We start from the raw sequence: 19,944 nt of genomic DNA on the forward strand, positions 1-19,944 counted from the left end.
CGGGGTAGGACCGAAAATGAGTACCGTCGAATACGAGATCAAGAATACGACCGAGCTGCGCAACGCCGAGGACGCCATTCGCATGGCCGAACTCGAGAACATGCGCCCACTTCCTCGCATATCGGTGCACGCCTTCTGCGAGAGCGAAGAATTGCAGCGGGTTGTGGAACGCTGCAGCCATGATCGGCGCATGTCCAAGGTCGGCTTGCGGATCACCAGCGGCGGCATCGCAGCCGCGGCGAACATGTTCGCGACAGCGCCGACACCAAATCTGATCATTCTCGAAACCAAGGCGGGAGCCGCGAACCTGCTGAGCGAGCTGGCGCCGCTTGCCGCCGTTTGCGACCCTTCCACCAAGGTCATCATCGTCGGTTACTACAACGACATCGCGCTTTACCGCGAACTCGTGCGCAACGGCATTTCCGAATACATGGTCCAGCCAGTCGCCATGCCCGACATCATGGCGGCGATGGCGACGATCTTCGTAGACCCGGATGCCGAGCCGCTTGGCCGCAGCATCGCCTTCATCGGCGCCAAGGGCGGTGTCGGCTCATCGACGATCGCCCACAATTGCGCTTTCGGCATTTCCAACCTGTTTTCGACCGAAACGATCCTGGCCGATCTCGATCTGCCCTATGGCACGGCCAACATCGACTTTGACCAAGACCCAACCCAGGGCATTGCCGAGGCCGTCTACGCGCCTGACCGGCTGGATGAGGTATTTCTCGACCGTCTGCTGACGAAATGTTCGGAGCATCTATCGCTGCTCGCTGCCCCCTCGCTTCTCGACCGCGCCTATGATTTCGAAGGACAGGCGTTCCAGCCTGTTCTCGATGTCCTTCAGCGCAACGCGCCTGTCACCGTACTCGACGTGCCTCACGCCTGGTCGGAATGGACGCGCTCCGTGCTGGCTAGCGTCGACGAGGTTGTCATCTGCGCGTCGCCCGATCTCGCCAACCTGCGTAACGCCAAGAACATGATGGACGCGTTGAAAAAGATGCGGCCCAACGACAAGATGCCGCATCTGATCCTCAATCAGGTCGGCATGCCGAAGCGGCCGGAGATCAGCCCCTCCGACTTCTGCGAGCCACTGGAAACCGATCCGATCGCGATCATCCCCTTCGATGCCAACCTCTTCGGTAACGCGGCCAACAGCGGCCGGATGATTTCGGAGATGGATGCAAAGTCGCCAACCGCGGAAACATTCTCGCAGATATCGCACGTCGTAACCGGGCGGATTGCTATCAAAAAGGCACGGAAGGGCGGTTTGCTCGGCCTGCTGAAACGCAAATGACGCCCGCCAAGAGTGGATTGGAATAAGGCATGTTCGGAAAGCGCGGAAACGAGGGGTTTGGCAAGGCGGGTGGCGCGTTCGCACCGCCTCCGCCGGCGCAACAATCCTCCCCATCAGCACCTGCGGTTCTGGTCGAACCGCAGCGCGAGCCTCCGCGTCAACAGGTTTCACCGCCACCGATGCAGACGCCGCAGCGAAAGCGTCCTACCCGTACAGACGAATATTACGATACCAAAGCGCAGGTCTTCTCCGCGCTGATCGATACGATCGATCTTTCGCAGCTTGCCAAGCTCGACGGTGAAAGCGCACGCGAAGAAATCCGCGATATCGTCAACGACATCATCACGATCAAGAACTTCGCGATGTCGATCTCCGAGCAGGAAGAACTGCTCGAGGACATCTGCAACGACGTTCTCGGCTATGGTCCGCTCGAACCGTTGCTTGCACGAGACGACATCGCCGACATCATGGTCAACGGTGCTGGCCAGACCTTCATCGAAGTCGGCGGCAAGACGATCGAGTCCGAAATCCGCTTCCGCGACAATTCGCAATTGCTGTCGATCTGCCAGCGCATCGTTAGCCAGGTTGGCCGTCGCGTCGATGAATCAAGCCCGATCTGCGACGCCCGTCTGCCCGACGGCTCCCGCGTCAACGTCATTGCGCCGCCGCTCGCCATCGACGGACCGGCACTCACGATCCGTAAGTTCAAAAAGGACAAGCTGAACCTCGAGCAGCTCGTTCGCTTCGGCGCCATCACGCCGGAAGGCGCGACGCTGCTCCAGATCATCGGCCGCGTTCGCTGCAACATCGTCATTTCGGGTGGTACCGGCTCGGGCAAAACGACGCTGCTCAACTGCCTCACGCGCTACATCGACGCCGATGAGCGCGTCATCACCTGCGAAGACACGGCCGAACTGCAGCTGCAGCAACCGCATGTGGTGCGCCTGGAAACCCGCCCACCAAACATCGAAGGCGAAGGTGAGATCACCATGCGCGATCTCGTCAAGAACTGCCTGCGTATGCGTCCGGAACGGATCATCGTCGGTGAAGTGCGCGGACCTGAGGTCTTTGACCTGCTGCAGGCAATGAATACCGGTCACGACGGCTCCATGGGCACGATCCACTCAAACTCGCCGCGCGAATGCCTCAGCCGTATCGAGTCGATGATCGCAATGGGTGGTTTCACACTGCCGGCGAAAACGGTGCGCGAGATCATCTCCGGCTCGATCGATATCATTGTCCAGGCGGCGCGCCTGCGCGATGGCTCGCGTCGCATCACGCAGATCACCGAAGTAATCGGCATGGAAGGCGACGTCATCATCACCCAGGATTTGATGCGCTACGAAATTGAAGGCGAAGACGCCTCCGGCCGTCTGATCGGAAGGCACAAATCGACCGGTATCGGCAAGCCGCATTTCTGGGACCGCGCACGCTACTTCAACGAAGAAAAGCGCCTTGCCGCCGCCCTCGACGAAATGGAAGCCAAGTCCAAGGATTAGTAAGATGTTCGGGTTCGATCCTGTCGTGTTGGCCATTATCGTGCTTGCCGCCGTCGCGGCCGGTGCCGTTTGCTATGGCCTTCTCTTCGCGCGGATCGAGACCGAGAAGAAGTCGGCAAACCGCGTCAACCGTGTCGTTTCGGCTGAGGCTGACAAGGCCAGCGTCAAGGCGGCTCGTGACCGCGTCCAGGAAATGTCGAAGCGCCGCAAATCGGTGCAGGACAATTTGAAGGATCTCGAGAAGCGCCAACAGGAAAACACCAAGAAGAAGCTGTCGTTGAAGTCGCGGCTGACGCAGGCCGGTCTCCGGATCACACCCGGGCGCTTCTATATGTTCAGCGCTATTTTTGGCCTTGTCCTGATGTTCGTCGCGTTCCTGGCCGATGCACCTGTTATGGTCGTGCTCGGCCTGCCCATCATTGCCGGGCTTGGGCTGCCGCGCTGGGTGCTTGGCTTTCTGATCAAGCGGCGTCAGAACAAGTTCCTCGCGGAGTTTCCCAATGCGCTCGACGTCATCGTGCGCTCGATCAAGTCTGGCTTGCCATTGAACGACGCCATCCGGCTCATTGCCAACGAGGGCAAGGACCCCGTGAAGAGCGAGTTTCGTCGCGTTGTGGAATCGCAGCAGGTAGGTCTCAGTGTGCCGGATGCCTGCGCGCGTATGAGTAACTACATGCCGCTGCAGGAAGTGAGCTTCTTTGCGATCGTCATCGCGATCCAGTCACAGGCAGGCGGCAACCTCTCGGAGGCCATCGGCAACCTCGCCAAAGTGCTGCGCGACAGAAAGAAAATGAAGGCGAAGGTTAAGGCACTGTCGATGGAAGCCAAGGCCTCGGCCGTCATCATCGGTGCGCTGCCGTTCATCGTCGCAACGCTCGTCTATCTGACATCGCCCCAATACATGCTGATCCTGTTCACTGACCCTCGCGGCCATCTGATCATGGGCGTTTCGGCGGTCTGGATGTCGATCGGCATTTTCGTCATGCGCAACATGGTCAATTTCGACATCTGATGGAGGACGGGCCGTGTCATCTGATCTCGCTAGTAAACTGACAGACCCCGCCATGCTGATCGCGGTGCTGGTCGCGATCGCGGTTTTCGCCAGCCTCTACACCGTCGCCATTCCGTTCTTCGAACGTGGTGACCTCAACAAGCGCATGAAGGCTGTTTCCACAGAACGCGAACAGATCCGCGCCCGGGAACGCGCGCGCATGAACGCCGATACGAGCGGAAAGACCTCGCTTCGTACCCAGAACAACCGTTCGGTTCGGCAGATCGTAGAGAAGTTCAACCTCCGCGAGGCGCTGGTCGACGAAAACACCATGAACAAACTCCGCGCCGCCGGGTTCCGCTCGGAAAATGCGCTGAATATGTTCCTTGTCGCGCGTTTCCTGCTGCCATTCCTGTTCTTCGGCCTTGCAGTCTTCTGGGTCTTCGGTCTCGATCATCTGGCCGACAAGCCGACGCCGATGCGCTTTCTCGTGACACTTGGCGTAGCCTATGTCGGCTTCTATGCGCCGAATATCTTCATCTCCAATCGGATGTCGAAGCGCCAGCACTCCATCAAGCGTGCCTGGCCCGACGCGCTCGACCTGATGCTGATCTGCGTCGAGTCGGGTATTTCGATCGAGGCAGCCATGCGCCGTGTCTCGGAAGAGCTGGGCGAGGCCTCCCCGCCGCTGGCGGAAGAAATGATCCTGACGACGGCCGAGCTCTCCTTCCTTCCCGACCGACGCGTTGCGCTGGAAAACCTCGGCCTGCGGACGCAGATCCCATTGGTGCAGTCCGTCACCCAGGCGCTGATCCAGGCGGATCGCTACGGCACACCGGTTTCGCAGGCACTGCGCGTTCTGGCGCAGGAAGGTCGCGACGAACGCATGAACGAGGCTGAGAAAAAGGCTGCCGCCCTGCCGCCGAAGCTCACGGTGCCGATGATCCTGTTCTTCCTGCCGGTTCTCGTCGCCGTCATTCTCGGCCCGGCTGGCATCCAGGTCGCCGACCGCTTCTAGCCAGCCATTTCCGCCGGGCTGGTCATCTCAAAGCATTGCGCATAGGTTGGACGACATCTCCGTAAGCCGGCAGGAGCCGTTGATGTCGTCCCTAAGCATCTTCCTGAGCATCATCGCTGCTCTCTCCATCGGGGCGATAAGCCCCGGCCCGAGTTTTGTTCTCGTTTCACGCATTGCAATGTCGCGTTCACGTCTCGACGGGCTTGCGGCGGCACTCGGCATGGGGATTGGTGGCGTTGCGTTCAGCATCTTGGCGCTCGCGGGACTGACCGCGCTGCTTTCGCAATTCGAATGGCTCTATCTGGTTCTGAAGGTGGCTGGCGGAGCCTATCTCGTCTACATGGCCTTCAAAATCTGGCGCGGGGCACGCGAGCCGATCCATGTCGGTGATGCGGGAAGCGATCGTCGGGCACTCGCCCGAAGCTTTACCACCGCCTTGCTCACGCAGGTTAGCAACCCCAAGACGATCGTCGTCTACGCAAGCATCTTTGCAGCTTTGCTGCCGAAGACGGTTCCACTCGGGCTTATCTTGGCGCTGCCGATCGGCGTCTTTGCGGTTGAAGCCGGCTGGTACACGGTCGTGGCGCTCGCATTCTCGGCCAGACATCCGAGACGGCTCTATCTGGCTGCAAAGACGTGGATCGATCGCCTGGCCGGGACGGTCATGGCCGGCCTCGGCGTACAGCTCGTCACCTCGGGGCTGGCCGGCCGCTGAGGTCAGTTGGTGCTGGTGGGAGCGCTACTGCCGCTATCCTTGGCCGCAAGCTTCTGCCAGGAATTCTGCTGCGACAGCATCGAGCGCAGATAGGCGACGTTGGCATCGGCCTGCTGCTGCGAAAGCTCTCCGCGCGCAATCTTCTCTGCCTCAGGGAACCGGCCCTGAAGACCAATGACCAGTGCGAGATTCTGGCGGACCCGGCTGTCGGCCGTGGGCTGCTCTGCCGCCTGGCGCAAATAGGTCTCGGCTGTCCGCAGGTCGCCGGTCAGCACATAGGACATGCCGAGATTGGACAGGATCGATGCCTCGCCTGGTTGGATGTCGAGCGCTTCACGGTAGCGCTGGCGGGCTTCGGCGGAGCGGCCGAGCTGATCGAGGATGGCACCTTCGGCCGATGTCAATTTCCAATCGGGACGGTCGGGCGTTTGGGCGCGACCGATCGTATCGAGCGCCTGCTGCAGTTGACCGGCTGCGGCCTGAGCTTTTCCGTAGGCGGCCAGAACGTTTCGGTCGTTCGGGTTGGCGATCGCAACCTGTTGCATGACGGCCAGTGCCTGGGCATCGCGGCCCTGCATGCGCAGCAGGTTGGCGTAGTTCACGCCATTGGCGGCATCACGAGGATTCTTCTCGTATGCTTGTCCGACGCGCTCGGTCGAGCTGCGCAGCTCGACTTCATTCATCGTTTCGACCGGCTTGGTGAGCGTCGGCACGGATCCGGTCGTCATGCGGTCCTTCGTCGTCGTGCAACCGGCAAGCGCCAGTACGACGAGCGCAGTCGCGACGCCCTGAAAAACACGGGTTTCAAGCAGAGTATTGGCCGAAGCAGGCATCGTGCGTCCCTGAGATCCGAATCGGCGTCTGACCTCAAAACGGAACAGGGAAAGGTTTTGACGCAATCTTCACTCCAGCAATAATCTGTTAACCCTAACAGACCGTTAAGACGCGATTCCCGGACGCCCCAAAGGATACTCATGGCACCCTATCAGTTCATCGAGAGACCGACACCGTTCAACAGCAAGGGCGGCTCGACGCTGCCGATCTTTGCCGTCACCCCGGCGCATATCGAAACGGGCACGATCGACCCGATCGCACTCGATTGGGCCAAGAAGGCGGGCTACAAGGCCGAGAGCGGCTCGCTGCTGCTCATTCCGACGGACGAAGGTCATCTCGGTGGCGCGCTGTTCGGGCTCGGCACCAATCCGTCCGAACAACCCTACATCACCGGCAAGCTTGCGCGCGCGCTGCCGGCCGGCGACTGGCACATCGAAACGGCGCCGCTCACGGCAAACCGCCTTTCGCTTGGCTTCGGCCTCGGCAGCTATCGCTATGACCGGTACAAATCGGACAAGACCTCGGCGCCCACGCTAATGATCCCGCGCGATGCCGATGGAGCTGACATCAAGCGGCAGCTGGCCGGCGTCTTCCTGGCACGCGACCTAATCAATACGCCGACCAACGACATGGGGCCGAACGAATTGGAAGCAGCCTTCCGCGGCCTGGCGGCCCACTACAAGGCCGAGATCAATGTCGTCAGCGGCGACGACCTCCGACAGAACTTTCCGCTCGTCCATACCGTCGGCCGCGCCAGCGCCGATGCGCCGCGCCTGCTCGAATTGCGTTGGGGCAAGAAGGGGCACCGCAAGATCACGCTCGTCGGCAAGGGCGTCTGCTTCGATACCGGCGGTCTCGACATCAAGCCGGCGTCTTCGATGCTGCTGATGAAGAAGGACATGGGTGGCGCGGCAAACGTTATGGGCCTCGCCTTGATGATCATGGACGCCAAGCTCAAGGTCGATCTCAGGGTGATCATTCCTGTCGTCGAAAACTCGATCTCGTCCAATGCCTTTCGCCCGGGTGACATCTACCGGAGCCGCAAGGGGCTGACGGTGCAGATCGACAATACGGACGCCGAAGGCCGTTTAATCCTCGCAGATGCGCTTGCCTATGCAGATGAGGACGCGCCGGACCTCTTGATCGACATGGCGACGCTGACGGGTGCTGCCCGCGTGGCGCTCGGTCCCGACCTGCCACCCTTCTTTACCGATGATGCCGAGCTCGCTCAGGACCTGACTGAAGCAAGCCTCGAGACGGACGATCCCCTTTGGCGGCTGCCGCTCTACGCCGGCTATGAAAAGGACATTCGCGCCAAGTTTGCCGACATCACCAATGCGCCGGCGGGCGGCATGGCGGGTGCGATCACTGCCGCCCTGTTCCTCAAGCGCTTCGTCTCCAACACTACGCGCTGGGCGCATTTCGATATCTACGGCTGGGCGCCGTCCGAACGACCGCACTCTCCTGGCGGCGGCGAGGCGCAGGCAATTCGCGCGCTCTACCATCACATCCGGCAGAGCGTGCGCTAGGCGACGATCGTTAAAATTTTATTTACCGTGACGGGCGGCAACGTTTGCCGCCCCATTGCTTCGCACGGTGCACTGCCGGAAAATGGAACGCGAGCGTAACGAGTTTCCGGAGGACCCATGCCGATCGAACTGACGGCTTCGCAGGCGTTAGGCCTGTGGCATGGTGTGACGCTCGATCAAGTGAGGCTCGACGATCGCGATTTGACGTTGCGCCAGATGGCGATCCTGCTGCATATCTATCTCGTGCCGCCGCCGCATACCGTGCGCGGCCTGGCGTCGACGCTCAACGTGACCAAGCCTGTCATTACACGGGCACTGGATACGATGGGAGATATGGGTCTGGTCGACCGTGTGCGCGACGAACGCGACCGGCGAAACGTCGTGATAAAGCGCACCGTCGGCGGGGCGCTTTATCTGGAAAAGCTTGGTGATCTCGTGCGCGACAAGGGTCGCCGCCTGACGCCGTGAAAGGGATACGATGACGATGCTCGATCGCCGCCTTCATGCCTATCGACCGGACCTCGCCGAGGCTGGACTGGAAGGACGTGTGGAAGCCCTGCGCTTCGTTCCTGGCACACGGGCCCGTGTAGGCGTGCCGGTCGTTGGGCTCAGACCCGCGCCGGATCTCGCCAAGGGAATCGATACCGAACTGCTCCTCGGCGAGGACGTCACCGTGTTCGACCGTGCAGAGGGCTGGTGCTGGGTCAAGGCCGCCTCCGATGGCTATGTCGGTTATCTGCCGGAAGCCGCCCTTTCGGATGCGCTGGTCGAGCCCACGCATATCGTCACGGTTCAGCGGACGTTTCTCTATCTGGAAGCCGAGCTGCGCAAGCCCCACAAGAGCATCTTGTCCATGGGCAGCCGGGTTCGGATTGTCGGCGAGGCCGAAACGCGCGGCAACCGCTATGCGATGCTGGAAGACGGCACGGCGATCTTTGCCAAGCATCTGCAGCCGATCGGCGCAGGCGAAGGGGGCGACTATGTCGACGTGGCAAGCCGATTCATCGAGACGCCTTACCTGTGGGGCGGTCGCTCCGGGCTTGGCATCGACTGCTCAGGCCTCGTCCAGCTTTCGATGCTGATGACCGGACGAAGCGCGCCGCGCGACACCGACATGCAGTCGGCAAACCTTGGGGAGCCGATCGGTCGGTCGGAACTGCGCCGAGGCGACCTGGTTTTCTGGAAGGGTCATGTTGCCGTTATGGAAGATTCGGAAACGATTATTCATGCCAACGGACATACGATGACGGTTGCTCGCGAAAACCTCGAGGAGGCGATCAAGCGCATCGGCTGGCTTTACCAGCAGCCGACGGGCTATCGCCGCCCGGTCACCTGACCGGCGGCTTCGGCCATGACCTAACACCGCCTGTCCAGCTCTCGAAAGCCTTCGACAGCCTCAGCACCAGTATATCGTCGAAGCGCGGACCGACGATCTGCAGGCCGATCGGCATTCCGGATCGCGAGAAACCGCAGTTGATCGACGCGGCGGGCTGCTCGGACATGTTCCACGGCACGGTGAAGCAGATGTGCTCGAAGGGACGCGTCGGATCGTTCGTCGGCGAAGCCCAGTCTGCCGGATAGGAGACAATGGGGTTGGTTGGCGAAATCACGGCGTCGACCTTCGTGAACAGCAGGCCGCAGCTTTTGCGCATCTCGATCGTCTGATTGAAGCCCCTGACGGCCTCGGCACCGCTGATGGAGGCGCCGCCTTCGGCCCAAGTGTAGATGTAAGGCAGAATTCTGGTTCGACGCTCCGGGCTCAGATTCTCGATATCGCCCCAGAAGCGGGAACGCCAGAATGTGTCCAGTCCGTCGAGCATCACCCGCGTCAGAACAGGCTGAACCGGAGTGACAATTGCGCCCGCATCTTCAAACCGCTGACCGGCCACCTCGACCGCCGCACGTACCTCGTCGTCGACCGCAAGGCCACATCCCGCATCGAGCATCAACCCGATCCTTAGGCCGCGGAGATCCGTGTTGAGGTCCATCCAGTCGATATCGTTCGGGGGCAGGCTGGTGCCATCACGCCAGTCAGGGCGCGAGAGCGTGGCCATTGCGTAGGCGGCATCCTCGACGGTGCGTGTCATTGGCCCGGCGCAGCGGCCGACATAGAACGGATCGACAGGTATGCGGCCGTGGCTCGGCTTGAAGCCGAAGATGCCTGTCCAGCCAGCCGGCAAGCGCACCGAGCCACCGATATCGGTACCGACGTGCAGAGGTCCGTAACCCGCGGCGGCCGCGGCAGAGGCCCCGGCGCTCGATCCTCCAGGATTGCGCGTCGTATCCCAGGGATTTCGGCTCAGAGGATGGAAGCTCGAGAGGCCTGAGGAGAGCATCCCATAGTCCGGGCAGGTTGTCTTCGCAAAGATCACGGCGCCGTCCTCGCGCAGCCTCGCGGCGGCGGGGGCATCCTCGGTCGCAGGCACCAAGTCGACGGCTCTGGTCCCGAGCGGCACCGGTTGCCCCTTGGTGGCGATTAACTCCTTCAGCGTCGCCGGGATGCCGTCGAGCGGGCCGAGTGTCCCGCCTTTCATCCATCGGTCGGTCGAAGCCTGCGCCTGCTTGCGCGCCGCCTCTGGATCGTAGGCGTAAAGGGCGCAGATGGCGGGCTCCCACGCTTCGATGTGTCGCTCCAACGCCAACCAATATTCGAGCGGCGACAGGCTGCGATCGGCAAAACGCTGCCTCAAGTCACGGATCGTTAAGTCGGTTTCGGACATGGCATGGTCATCCGGGGCTGTGGTTTCGAAAACTAACGGCGATTCGCCTCGCGAGGGTCGAGCATGTCGCGCAGCCCATCGCCAAGCATGTTGAAGCCGAAGACGCAGAGCGCGATGGCAAGCCCAGGCAGGATTGCCAGCCACGGCGCGAGCGCAAGGTAAGTTTGTGCGTCAGCAAGCATACGGCCCCAGGTAGGAGCCGGTGGCGCGATACCGAGGCCAAGGAAGCTGAGGCCCGCTTCCGTCAGCACTGCCAGCCCCAATTGGATCGTCGCCTGGACGATGATCTGGCTGATGATATTGGGCAGCACGTGTCGGACGGAGATCGTGAAGCGGCTGTTCCCGATTGCGCGAGCGGCGAGCACATAGTCGCGGCTCCACGCCTGCAGGGCTGTGGCAAGCGTGACCCGCGCAAACACGGGAATCATAAATGTCGCGATTGCAGTGATCGCCGTCAGTCGACCCGGACCGAGAAAGGCTCCCAGCATCATTGCCGAGAGGATCGGCGGCAATGCGAAGACGACATCGCAGGCGCGCATCAGCAATGTTTCGAATGTGCCCCGCACGGCGGCGGCCGCGATACCGGCGATTGATCCGAGCGTCCCGCCGATCAACACGGCGGCGATGGCGATCGAAAGAGAATTCCAGCAGCCGACCATCATCATCGAAAGGACGTCCCGGCCAAACTGGTCGGTGCCGAGAACGCCGAACGCCAAGGGCGGCTGCAGCTTGTGAACGATCTGCATCTTTGCCGGCGGCAGCGGTGTCCAGACAAGCGACAGCAACGCGACGACAACAAGAACAGCAATGATCCCGCCGCCCACCACCAGACCCGTTCTCCGGCTAATTTCAAATCGCCGGCGCCGAGCGTTCATTTGATTGGATACGATAGGCGCCATATCAGACGCCTTTCCGCAAGCGCGGGTCGATCGCCAAATAGGAGAGATCGACGATGAAGTTCATGACAACAACGAGCGCGGCAAAGAACAGCACGACATCCTGCATGACGATGATATCGCGTTGCGACAACGCCTGATAGGCAAGCCGACCGAGGCCTGGGAGGTTGAAAACGTTTTCGACAAGAACCGCGCCCGCGACCAGGAAAGTGAACTGTAAGCCCAGGATCGTCAAAACGGGAACGAGGGCATTCGGCACCGAATGGCGCCACAGGACCCGGCGCTTCGACAGTCCCTTGGCAAGCGCTGTTCGCGTGAAATCCTCATGCATGGTCTCCAGAACGGCGGAACGCGTGACGCGCGTCAGGACGGCTGCCTGCGGCAAGGCGAGCGCTATTGCGGGCATAACAAGTGCCTTGAAAGCGGGCAAGATGCCGACACCCCACCCCGGGAAACCTCCAGCCGGCATCCAGCCGAGCGCAGTCGAGAAGAGCATGATCAGCAACAGGGCCACCCAGAAACCGGGAACGGCGATGCCGATCTGCGAAAATACCGAAGCCACGGCATCCGGCAGCCCACCGCGATGCGCGGCCGCCAGGACACCCAGAGGAATGGCGATGGCGACGGAGAGCGCAATTGCCATCAGCGCCAAAGGGAGCGTCACCGCCAATCTCTCAAGGATCAGCCCGGCCACCGGCACGCCGTAGGTATAGGATTGGCCGAGATTGCCGCGGAATACGCCGGCGAGCCATTCACCATAGCGCCACAAGAGCGGTTGATCGAGACCAAGTTCATGACGGAGAGTTGCCAGCGTTTCCGGCGAAGCCGACGTACCGAGCATGATGGAGGCCGGATCGCCCGGCAGAAGATCCATCACAGCAAAGACCAACAGGGAAACGACGGCGAGCGTTGCGATCAGACCAACAAGACGACGGGACAGAAGGGCTATCATTTCACGTCCGGTACTGTTTGCCGCCCCGCCATACCACCCATCCGCAATCAGTCTTCCCAGGAGACCTTCGTGAGGACGTTCGAGGGAATGGGCTCATTTTCCCAGAGACCTTTCAGCTTCTTGTCCCAGACGCCGAGCTTGGGCATGACGAAGAGATAGAGCGCCGGCACATCCTCGGCCAGAATCTTCTGAGCCTCTCCGTAGATCTTCGCTTGCGCTGCAGGATCCGAGGTTTCCTGCACCTCCTTCATCAGGTCGTTGAAAGCCGGATTCTTGTAGTTGAAGTAGTATGGATCACGAGCGTAGATGTCGATGTCGAGCGGTTCTGCGTGGGCGACGATCGTCATCTCGTAGGCGCGGTCCTTCATGACATCCTGCACCCACTTGGCCGGAAACTCGGTCGGCTCGATGGTCACCGTCACGCCGATTTCAGCCAGCATTGCCTGCATGACCTGTGCGCTTCGTGGCGCATAGGCCATTTGCGGCGATTTGATCGTGAAGGTGAAACCATTGGGATAGCCGGCTTCGGCAAGCAGTGCCTTGGCCTTTACGGGATCGTAGGGCAGAACGCCGGTGAGATCGATATAACCCGGATCATTCGGTGTGTAGTGGCTGCCGATCGGCGTGCCGAGGCCGGACCAAGCACCGTCGACAACCGTCTTGCGGTCAATCGCCATCATCAGGGCCTGACGCACGCGCTTGTCGTCGAATGGCTTTTTGGCGTTGTTCATGCCGGCCACGACCTTGAGCTCGGTATTGCCGATCTTAGTCACCAGCTTGGCATCGCCGTCGAACGAACTCATCAGCTCGGGCGCCGCGAATTCCGGAATGGCGTCGACATCGCCCGACTTCAACGCCGCGGCCTGGGCCTGCGGATCGGCGATGAAGCGGAAGGTCACTTTGTCGAGCTTTGCCGCATCATCTTTGTTCCAATAGTCGGCGTTCCTTTCGAGCTCGACCTTGTCGCCCTTTGCCCAGTTCATGAACTTGAACGGGCCGGTGCCGACAGGCGTCGTTTTGTCTGCGGCGGCAGACTTCGGCCCCACCATGACGGAGGCTGGCCAACCGAGCCAATAGAGGACGCTGCCCGTTGGAGCCGAGAGATGCAGGACGAGCGTTTCCGGGTCGGGCGTCTCGATGGAAGCAATCGAAGCGAAGAAGCGCTTCTGCGGATTTACCGAATCGGCACCGCGAGCACGATCAAGCGCGAACCTCGCCGCGGCAGAATCGAAAGCCTCGCCATCGTGAAATTTGACGCCGGTTTGTAGCTTGAAGGTATAGACGAGGCCGTCCGGGGAGACTTCCCAGCTCTTGGCGAGTTGCGGTTGCACCTTGCCGTCCTCATCAATTGCGACAAGGCCTTCGAAGATGTTCTGCCATGTCACTTGGCCAATTGCGACAGGGGCCGCAATCGTTGGATCCAGGCCAGTCGGCTCTACTGTCATACCGAGGGTCAGCGTGGTCTTGGCGGCTTCCGCCGGGGTAAGCCCCAGCAGAGCGACGCCGACCGAAGCGGCCACGCCGAGATAGAGCCGCCGAGCCAGCCGCGCCGACGGCGCAAGCGAAACCTTCATCATTATATTCCCCTGTCTGGCCGCCGCCGTGGCGATGACCTTTACGCGCGCTAAGGTGTCATTCTCGGAGTGCACACACAATGGCGATTATGTGTGCTCACTGTAGCCGAAAGTGCTACACTCGAAGATGTGTTCCGAGCAAGTCCATGAGGCTAATCCTTTGGCTGCAAACTTGTTTCCGCGCGCTCACGCATGAACCGTTCAATAAAATCCACCAACTTTGTTGCCGCAAAGGAAAGCTGGCGGTCAGGAGCGACGCAGAGATCGACATAAGTGCGTATCGCATTCTTGCCGGCCAAGGGAATGGCGCGAAGCTGGCCTGCCTCGATCTCGCGACGGACAGTCAACGCCGGCAACAGAGTTACGGCTGCGCCGCTCAAAACCAGCTCCTTGAGCATTTCGAGCGAACTGGTGACGAAGACGGGCTCAACATCAAGGCCATCCTTCTCGATGCGCGCATCGAAAGCCTGGCGGAAACCGAAAGACTGGTCGGGAAGCGCCAAGGAGTACTCGGCGATATCCTTCAGCTGGATCTCGGGCCGTTCCGCGACGGCATGTGTTGGAGCAACGATCAGATCATAGGCGATTTCCGAGCGCAGTCGTACTTTCGTGCCCGACAACGGAGGCGCGAACAACGTCACGGCAATATCGGCTTCCGCGCCGTTGACCGCTTCGATCGCCTGCCGCGCGCTGGTGATCGCGACCTCGAAGCGCAGCTTTGGATATTTCAGGCTGAATTCCGCCAGCGCCGGAGCGAGCAGATTGGCGACGGTGGCGCCGTTGGCATAAATGCTGACCTTGCCGCGCTGCAACCCCTTCAGGTCTTCGATAAGCTCGCCGACGTGATCGAGTTCGCGCAGCGTCCGCCCTGCGCGCGCCGCAAGCAACTCGCCGGCAGCGGTCAGTTTGACGCCGCGGGCGCTGCGCTCCACAAGCGGCGCGCCAAAGTGATACTCCAGGTTCTCGATCTGCCGGCTGATCGCCGTCGGCGCGACGTTCAGATTCTCCGCGGCCTGGCGCATGGAGTTCGTGCGCACCAGCTCGTCGAAATACATCAGGGCACGGATCTGCATGTCGTGGTCTCCGCCGCTTCAGGCAATGTCGCCCTGTTTAGGCGATCTTGCGCGATCCGGGTAGCGGTCTCGCCAAGCCTCTTGCGCGCCGGCCACCGGAAGAACGGTGGCCTCGTAGACGCCACGCGCGATGGCGCGCGCCATGACCGTTGCAGCAAAGTGGCAGAGCTCCAGAAAAGCGGAAAGATCCAGCCGCGGCTTCCTGCCCGTCGAGGCCGCAAAGACGGTATCGCCATCAAGCGGCAGATGAGCCGGCAGCATGGCGCGCGCGAAACCATTGTGAGCCATGATCGCCAGGCGATGGGCCTCCTGCTTGGTCAATTCGGCATCGGTGACAATGGCGCCGATTGTTGTCGCCGTGGTACTCATGCCCTTCAGCCGCATGCGGGTGTCAGCTTCAGAGATCGGCGAGGGCAAGCCAAGGCCGCCAAATTCTCCGTTCTGCTCGAAGGGCGCCGACCAGAAATGCGGTCCCTCCCCCACCGTCGCCGAGCCAAGCGCGTTGACGGCAACGATCGCCGCGATCTTCAGGCCGGCGCCGGTTTCGGCACTTGCCGAACCGAGCCCCCCTTTGAAAGTCGCGGTCGTTGCACCCGCGCCAGCGCCGACGGTACCGAGAGCGAACGGCCCTTTCGCCGCCGTCTTGAAAGCCTCATAGCCCATGTCGCGATAGGGCGACTGCAGACCCCAGTTCTTGTCACCGCCGTTCAGCAGGTCCATCAGGATCGCCTGGGGAACGATCGGCACCTTCACATCGCCGACCGGAAAGCCTCGGCCGACTTCCCGCAAACCCGCCTGAACGCCGCCTGCTGCGTCAAGGCCGAATGCGGAGCCACCGGAAAGCACGAAGGCGTCGACTGCGCCGACCGTCATCGACGGATCGAGAAGAGCTGTGTCGCGGCCGCCGGGAGCACCACCTAGTACCACGCCGGAGGCCGTCGCAGGTTCGTCGAAGACGATTGCGGTTACACCTGAGCCGAGCTTCAGATCCGTCGCGTTCCCGACGGAGACCCCTTCAATGTCGGTGATCAGATTGAGCACGCGCGTCATCCTTGTTTAAGCAAGAGCGCGCGATAGGACCGCAACGGCGATCAAAAGACAAGACCGGCCTCACCTTTGGCAAGACCGGTCTGAAATCCGTCAAGGCTGGTTAGGCCGTGCTTCATGCTCTCAGGCATGGATGGGCTTCGGGTGACGGCGGGTCATCAGATCATGGATAGCGAGCTTCACTTCCGCCGGCGAGCTGAAATGCTGCTCGTCCAGATCGTGAACGTGAAACTTCACTGCGATGAACTTCAACCGGTTCTCATCCGGGATGACGATCCCGACGGGAACACCTGCGTACTCGATTACTTCTTTTTTCATGCGTAGAACTCCTGCCGCGCGGTATGCGCTGGCGATGGCGAATTGACTTGTCTGATTCCGTAAAGGTGGACGAAGGTCACATTCGACAGTTCGGGCGGGAGAGGGCGCCCGGACGGTCATTGCCAAGCACGGATCGCCCAAGGAAATTGGCGAGAGTATCGATGTCGGTCATGTCTCGTTCCTTTCTCTGGCGTTGCGCTTGCTTGAGGCCCTGGTGTTCCAGGGCCGGCGACGACTGCGCTATTAATCTACTTTATTGGTAGACTATACATCGCAGTCTGTCAGAAACATATTCCGAAACATGTCAAAAAATCGACCATTCGGAAAATTTCATTCCATCATGCTCGAATTGACTGCAAGAACCCTATCAAGTCTTTGTGCAATTCGCGTGACGGTCCGAAGCTCTCTTTCGATCATGGAGCAGACATAGGAAGTGCTGCTGATTCCGGCAATGGGGCATTTGATTAAAAGACGGAAAACCTCGAAATGACCGAAATGGTTAACGCTGCCACAAATCGGCCTACCACCCTTGCGAGAGCACCTTTTCCAGCATGTCGACGAAGAAATCGGCACTCTCGACTGTCAGGCAGAGCGGCGGCTTAATCTTCAACACATTCAGGTGATCGCCAGTCGGCTGCATCAAGACGCCAAGATCGAGGAGTCGGGTGCAGATTGCCGCGGTCTCTTCGGTCGCCGGCTCCAGCGTCGTTCTGTCGCGGACCAGTTCGAGGCCAAGATAAAGTCCCATGCCATGCACGGCACCGACGAGCGGATAGCGTTCGATCAACGCCACAAGACGACCCTTGAGGTGATCGCCGACATCGCGCGCGTTCTCCTGCAGACCTTCATCGCCCATGATATCGAGCACCGTCATACCGGCCACACAACTGACCGGGCTGCCGCCCGTGGACGAAAAGAAATAGCCTTCCTTCTCCAGTGAACCGGCGATGGCCCTAGTCGTGATCACAGCGCCGAGTGGATGCCCGTCTCCCATACCCTTCGCGACAGTGATGATGTCGGGGACGACGCCCTGCTGCTCGAAACCCCAGAAATGGCGCCCAAGCCGTCCGTAACCCACCTGCACTTCGTCGGCGATGCAGACGCCGCCACGAGCCCGGACCTGCCCATAAACCGCCGCAAGGTAACCGTCCGGAAGCGAAATTCCGCCGGCATTTCCAAAGACCGGCTCGGCGATGAAGCCGGCCAGCCCCTCGCCTTTTGCGTCGATGGCCTCAAGGACCTCAACGACCGCTTCCAGGTAGTGGATCGTTGATTCCGACCCACGGAAGGCACCCCGATATGTATTTGGCGAGGGAACGGCATGCACCCAGTCGGGCCGCGTCGTCATAGCCTGTGGGTTGTCGGCGATTGACGTGGAGACTGCGTCACTGGCAACCGACCAGCCGTGATAGGCCTCGAGAAGGCTGAGCATGTGTTTGGCGCCGGTGTGAGCCCAAGCAAGCCGTAGCGCGAGGTCGTTTGCCTCCGATCCGCTGTTGACGAGGAACACCGTGTCCAGCCCCTCCGGGGCAAGTGACGCAAGGCGCTCCGAAAATTCGGCAATGGCGGCATAGTGGAATCGCGAATTGGTGTTCAGCCGCAGCAACTGTTCGCTGATCGCTTCGGCCAGGCGCGGGTGGCCATGGCCGAGGATCGTGACGTTGTTGAGCATGTCGAGATAGGCGCGGCCTTCGACATCGAACATATGCTCTTTCCAACCGCGCTCCATCTGCGGCGGCATCTCGTAGTAGTTCTTCTGCGGCTTTGCGAGATGGGCCTGCCTGAGCGCAAACAGTTCCGCCGACACCGGCTTCCGCGCATTCACATCGGGGCCGAGAAGGCCGGCTGGCGACGGACACAGTTCAGACCAGGCGACCGCTTCCTGCGGGGCGCAAAACAGCGGGGGCTCCGCGCCTTGCAGGGTGGAGAGCTGCACGCGCAGTCCACCGAGAGAGCCGTCTTCGCCAGAGACGGTCCCGATCGACTGCCCGGCTTCGACCTCTGCTTCATCCTCAAGCGACGGCTCAATTCCGTCGAGATGAAGGCTGATGCCCTCGCCTGCCAGAACGAAATGGTGGTTCTTCCAACTCACCTTCCCGGCGAATGGAGCAGCAACCGTGGTGCCGCCTGCGAGGCAGATGTCGGAATGCAGTGTGAAGGTTGAAGACGGGGCGGCGCTCCGAAGCTTCGAGCGCGACAATCGGTATTCACCGTAGCGCGTGGCCGCGGTACCGGTCTCCGTCGCCGCGCGGGCAAGCAGCCGCCAATCCATGTCGGCCTGCGACCAGTTGCCCGCGGCAAAATGCGGACTCTGGACACCGAGATCGACGAAGGAAATGGTCGCTGGATCGACATCGGGTAACAGCGGATGCCAGTTCTCCGACGACAGCGCGGCCGTTTCGATACCGACTGCCTTGAGGACAGCGATCTCCATGAGTTCGAACGGAACGGATACCGCCGTATCGAATATGCGGCGCTCAAGTTCGAGATTGCCGCGAACATAGTCGTTCTCGGGGTCGATCGAGATCTGCTGCTCGCTGCTGGCGACAAGAATGACGGCGCGGGCAACGACCAGTGGCCAGAGCGCCCGCAGCTCTTCTTCCGTGAGCGGATAGACCTCGTGATATGCCTTTACCGCAGGAAGAATGTAGAGCGGATCGCCATCTGCCTGATGCAGCAGTGAGGCGCAGGTGACCGCCAGATCCCCGATCAGCCAGCCGCGGATGATATCGCCGAAATCGATGACGCCGTCTGGAACCAGGTGGCCGCGATCGTCGCGACGGCTGACGACGTTGTCGCCGGTCACATCGTGGTGCACGGCCTGCAGACGCAAGGATGGCGCCAAGGGTTGGATTCGCCGCACGGCTGATACCATCGTCTTGGCGATGCGATCGCGCGCAGCGCTGTCGGTGATCGCCGACAGCAGCTGGACGGCGACTGGACCGGCACGGCGCAAATCCCATTGCAGGCTGCGATCGAGACCGGGATGCGTGAAATCGGCCAGCGACTGCGCCAGGCGTGCGCAGAGCCCCCCAAGTGCCGCGACCGACTCCTTCGGCAGATGCTTCCGATGCGTCAGCCCCTCACCTTCCAGATATTCCAGAAGGCGAACCTGATAGGTCTGATCGCGGACGGTGACAGCAACGATGTCCTGGGCGTCGGTCGACGGGATCACCCGCGGGACGCGCGGTGCACCCTCCTTCGTACTGATGTGGTGGATGGCCGCGTTCTGCGCCTCGAGCTCCAGCGTCGCGTACGCCACGTGGCAGATCTTCAGCACGTAGCGCCGCTCGTCCGTATCCAGACGATAGTTGCGGTCCTGTTGGCTGCCGAGCTCAGTGATCGTACCCGACAAGCCATAGCGCGACTGAAGAATGTCGCCAGCTTCCGCGGCGCTCACGTCAGGGCGTGGCAACGTCGCGCGATCGGCAAGCGTCTCGTCAGTCATGGCATCCCCCGCGGCATGATTCGATTTTGCAGACTA

At 61.0% G+C, this 19,944-nt stretch carries 17 protein-coding genes; 8 read left to right on the forward strand and 9 right to left on the reverse strand.

What is annotated here, in order from left to right; translation table 11 throughout:
• The first annotated feature begins 16 nt into the window (after window positions 1-16).
• The 5 genes from FHT71_RS15685 (at window position 17) to FHT71_RS15705 (ending at window position 5,517) form a co-directional block, all read left to right on the forward strand.
• Window positions 17-1,294 (forward strand): CtpF protein, encoded by a 1,278-nt coding sequence (locus FHT71_RS15685; RefSeq protein ID WP_132589377.1) that lies wholly within the window; start codon window positions 17-19, stop codon window positions 1,292-1,294.
• A gap of 29 nt (window positions 1,295-1,323) precedes the next feature.
• A complete protein-coding gene (locus FHT71_RS15690) occupies window positions 1,324-2,793 on the forward strand; it encodes a CpaF family protein (protein WP_183720818.1) in 1,470 nt (489 codons plus the stop codon).
• Window positions 2,794-2,797: 4 nt separating this feature from the next.
• Window positions 2,798-3,805 (forward strand): type II secretion system F family protein, encoded by a 1,008-nt coding sequence (locus FHT71_RS15695; protein WP_007798366.1) that lies wholly within the window; start codon window positions 2,798-2,800, stop codon window positions 3,803-3,805.
• A 13-nt stretch (window positions 3,806-3,818) separates the two neighbouring features.
• Window positions 3,819-4,802 carry a type II secretion system F family protein gene (locus tag FHT71_RS15700; protein ID WP_007798363.1) on the forward strand — a complete coding sequence of 328 codons (984 nt, stop codon included), beginning with the start codon at window positions 3,819-3,821 and terminating at the stop codon, window positions 4,800-4,802.
• 82 nt (window positions 4,803-4,884) lie between these two features.
• The gene (locus FHT71_RS15705; RefSeq protein ID WP_007798360.1) at window positions 4,885-5,517 is read left to right on the forward strand and encodes a LysE family translocator; all 633 of its coding nucleotides are present in this window, start codon (window positions 4,885-4,887) and stop codon (window positions 5,515-5,517) included.
• Between the two features lie 2 nt (window positions 5,518-5,519).
• Here the strand turns inward: FHT71_RS15705 and FHT71_RS15710 are convergent, their stop codons facing one another.
• Window positions 5,520-6,350 (reverse strand): tetratricopeptide repeat protein, encoded by an 831-nt coding sequence (locus FHT71_RS15710; RefSeq protein WP_007798358.1) that lies wholly within the window; start codon window positions 6,348-6,350, stop codon window positions 5,520-5,522.
• 141 nt (window positions 6,351-6,491) lie between these two features.
• Here FHT71_RS15710 and FHT71_RS15715 point away from each other — a divergent pair, with 141 nt between their 5' ends.
• The 3 genes from FHT71_RS15715 to FHT71_RS15725 all read left to right on the forward strand — a co-directional run bounded on the left by FHT71_RS15715 (window position 6,492) and on the right by FHT71_RS15725 (window position 9,216).
• Window positions 6,492-7,880: a M17 family metallopeptidase gene (locus FHT71_RS15715; protein ID WP_183720821.1), complete on the forward strand. Its 1,389-nt coding sequence runs from the start codon at window positions 6,492-6,494 to the stop codon at window positions 7,878-7,880.
• Between the two features lie 117 nt (window positions 7,881-7,997).
• The gene (locus FHT71_RS15720; protein ID WP_132589370.1) at window positions 7,998-8,348 is read left to right on the forward strand and encodes a MarR family winged helix-turn-helix transcriptional regulator; all 351 of its coding nucleotides are present in this window, start codon (window positions 7,998-8,000) and stop codon (window positions 8,346-8,348) included.
• Between the two features lie 10 nt (window positions 8,349-8,358).
• Window positions 8,359-9,216 (forward strand): NlpC/P60 family protein, encoded by an 858-nt coding sequence (locus tag FHT71_RS15725; protein ID WP_183720824.1) that lies wholly within the window; start codon window positions 8,359-8,361, stop codon window positions 9,214-9,216.
• Here FHT71_RS15725 and FHT71_RS15730 read toward each other — a convergent pair.
• The 8 genes from FHT71_RS15730 to FHT71_RS15765 form a co-directional block, all read right to left on the reverse strand.
• Complete coding sequence (locus FHT71_RS15730; RefSeq protein ID WP_183720828.1) at window positions 9,209-10,600, reverse strand: amidase; 1,392 nt, start codon at window positions 10,598-10,600, stop codon at window positions 9,209-9,211. The genes FHT71_RS15725 and FHT71_RS15730 overlap by 8 nt on opposite strands.
• Before the next feature lie 32 nt (window positions 10,601-10,632).
• Window positions 10,633-11,499 carry an ABC transporter permease gene (locus tag FHT71_RS15735; RefSeq protein ID WP_037083579.1) on the reverse strand — a complete coding sequence of 289 codons (867 nt, stop codon included), beginning with the start codon at window positions 11,497-11,499 and terminating at the stop codon, window positions 10,633-10,635.
• Between the two features lies 1 nt (window position 11,500).
• The gene (locus FHT71_RS15740; RefSeq protein ID WP_183720830.1) at window positions 11,501-12,448 is read right to left on the reverse strand and encodes an ABC transporter permease; all 948 of its coding nucleotides are present in this window, start codon (window positions 12,446-12,448) and stop codon (window positions 11,501-11,503) included.
• 47 nt (window positions 12,449-12,495) lie between these two features.
• The gene (locus tag FHT71_RS15745) at window positions 12,496-14,025 is read right to left on the reverse strand and encodes an ABC transporter substrate-binding protein (protein ID WP_183720832.1); all 1,530 of its coding nucleotides are present in this window, start codon (window positions 14,023-14,025) and stop codon (window positions 12,496-12,498) included.
• 149 nt (window positions 14,026-14,174) lie between these two features.
• Window positions 14,175-15,095, reverse strand: a complete 921-nt coding sequence (locus tag FHT71_RS15750; RefSeq protein WP_132589362.1) for a LysR family transcriptional regulator — start codon at window positions 15,093-15,095, stop codon at window positions 14,175-14,177.
• An 18-nt stretch (window positions 15,096-15,113) separates the two neighbouring features.
• A complete protein-coding gene (locus FHT71_RS15755; protein ID WP_183720835.1) occupies window positions 15,114-16,145 on the reverse strand; it encodes a P1 family peptidase in 1,032 nt (343 codons plus the stop codon).
• 120 nt (window positions 16,146-16,265) lie between these two features.
• Window positions 16,266-16,460 (reverse strand): hypothetical protein, encoded by a 195-nt coding sequence (locus tag FHT71_RS15760; protein ID WP_007529092.1) that lies wholly within the window; start codon window positions 16,458-16,460, stop codon window positions 16,266-16,268.
• Between the two features lie 520 nt (window positions 16,461-16,980).
• Entirely contained in the window at window positions 16,981-19,908 is a 2,928-nt protein-coding gene (locus tag FHT71_RS15765; RefSeq protein WP_183720838.1) for an aminotransferase, read from the reverse strand.
• Between the last annotated feature and the right edge of the window lie 36 nt (window positions 19,909-19,944).

This window comes from Rhizobium sp. BK060 (assembly GCF_014193145.1).
GTDB lineage: Bacteria > Pseudomonadota > Alphaproteobacteria > Rhizobiales > Rhizobiaceae > Rhizobium.

Coding starts and splice junctions, on each gene's coding strand:
- FHT71_RS15685 (WP_132589377.1), top strand. CDS start 17: ATGAGTACCGTCGAATACGAGATCAAGAATACGACCGAGCTGCGCAAC.
- FHT71_RS15690 (WP_183720818.1), top strand. CDS start 1,324: ATGTTCGGAAAGCGCGGAAACGAGGGGTTTGGCAAGGCGGGTGGCGCG.
- FHT71_RS15695 (WP_007798366.1), top strand. CDS start 2,798: ATGTTCGGGTTCGATCCTGTCGTGTTGGCCATTATCGTGCTTGCCGCC.
- FHT71_RS15705 (WP_007798360.1), top strand. CDS start 4,885: ATGTCGTCCCTAAGCATCTTCCTGAGCATCATCGCTGCTCTCTCCATC.
- FHT71_RS15710 (WP_007798358.1), bottom strand. CDS start 6,350: ATGCCTGCTTCGGCCAATACTCTGCTTGAAACCCGTGTTTTTCAGGGC.
- FHT71_RS15715 (WP_183720821.1), top strand. CDS start 6,492: ATGGCACCCTATCAGTTCATCGAGAGACCGACACCGTTCAACAGCAAG.
- FHT71_RS15720 (WP_132589370.1), top strand. CDS start 7,998: ATGCCGATCGAACTGACGGCTTCGCAGGCGTTAGGCCTGTGGCATGGT.
- FHT71_RS15725 (WP_183720824.1), top strand. CDS start 8,359: ATGACGATGCTCGATCGCCGCCTTCATGCCTATCGACCGGACCTCGCC.
- FHT71_RS15730 (WP_183720828.1), bottom strand. CDS start 10,600: ATGTCCGAAACCGACTTAACGATCCGTGACTTGAGGCAGCGTTTTGCC.
- FHT71_RS15735 (WP_037083579.1), bottom strand. CDS start 11,499: ATGGCGCCTATCGTATCCAATCAAATGAACGCTCGGCGCCGGCGATTT.
- FHT71_RS15740 (WP_183720830.1), bottom strand. CDS start 12,448: ATGATAGCCCTTCTGTCCCGTCGTCTTGTTGGTCTGATCGCAACGCTC.
- FHT71_RS15745 (WP_183720832.1), bottom strand. CDS start 14,025: ATGATGAAGGTTTCGCTTGCGCCGTCGGCGCGGCTGGCTCGGCGGCTC.
- FHT71_RS15750 (WP_132589362.1), bottom strand. CDS start 15,095: ATGCAGATCCGTGCCCTGATGTATTTCGACGAGCTGGTGCGCACGAAC.
- FHT71_RS15755 (WP_183720835.1), bottom strand. CDS start 16,145: ATGACGCGCGTGCTCAATCTGATCACCGACATTGAAGGGGTCTCCGTC.
- FHT71_RS15760 (WP_007529092.1), bottom strand. CDS start 16,460: ATGAAAAAAGAAGTAATCGAGTACGCAGGTGTTCCCGTCGGGATCGTC.
- FHT71_RS15765 (WP_183720838.1), bottom strand. CDS start 19,908: ATGACTGACGAGACGCTTGCCGATCGCGCGACGTTGCCACGCCCTGAC.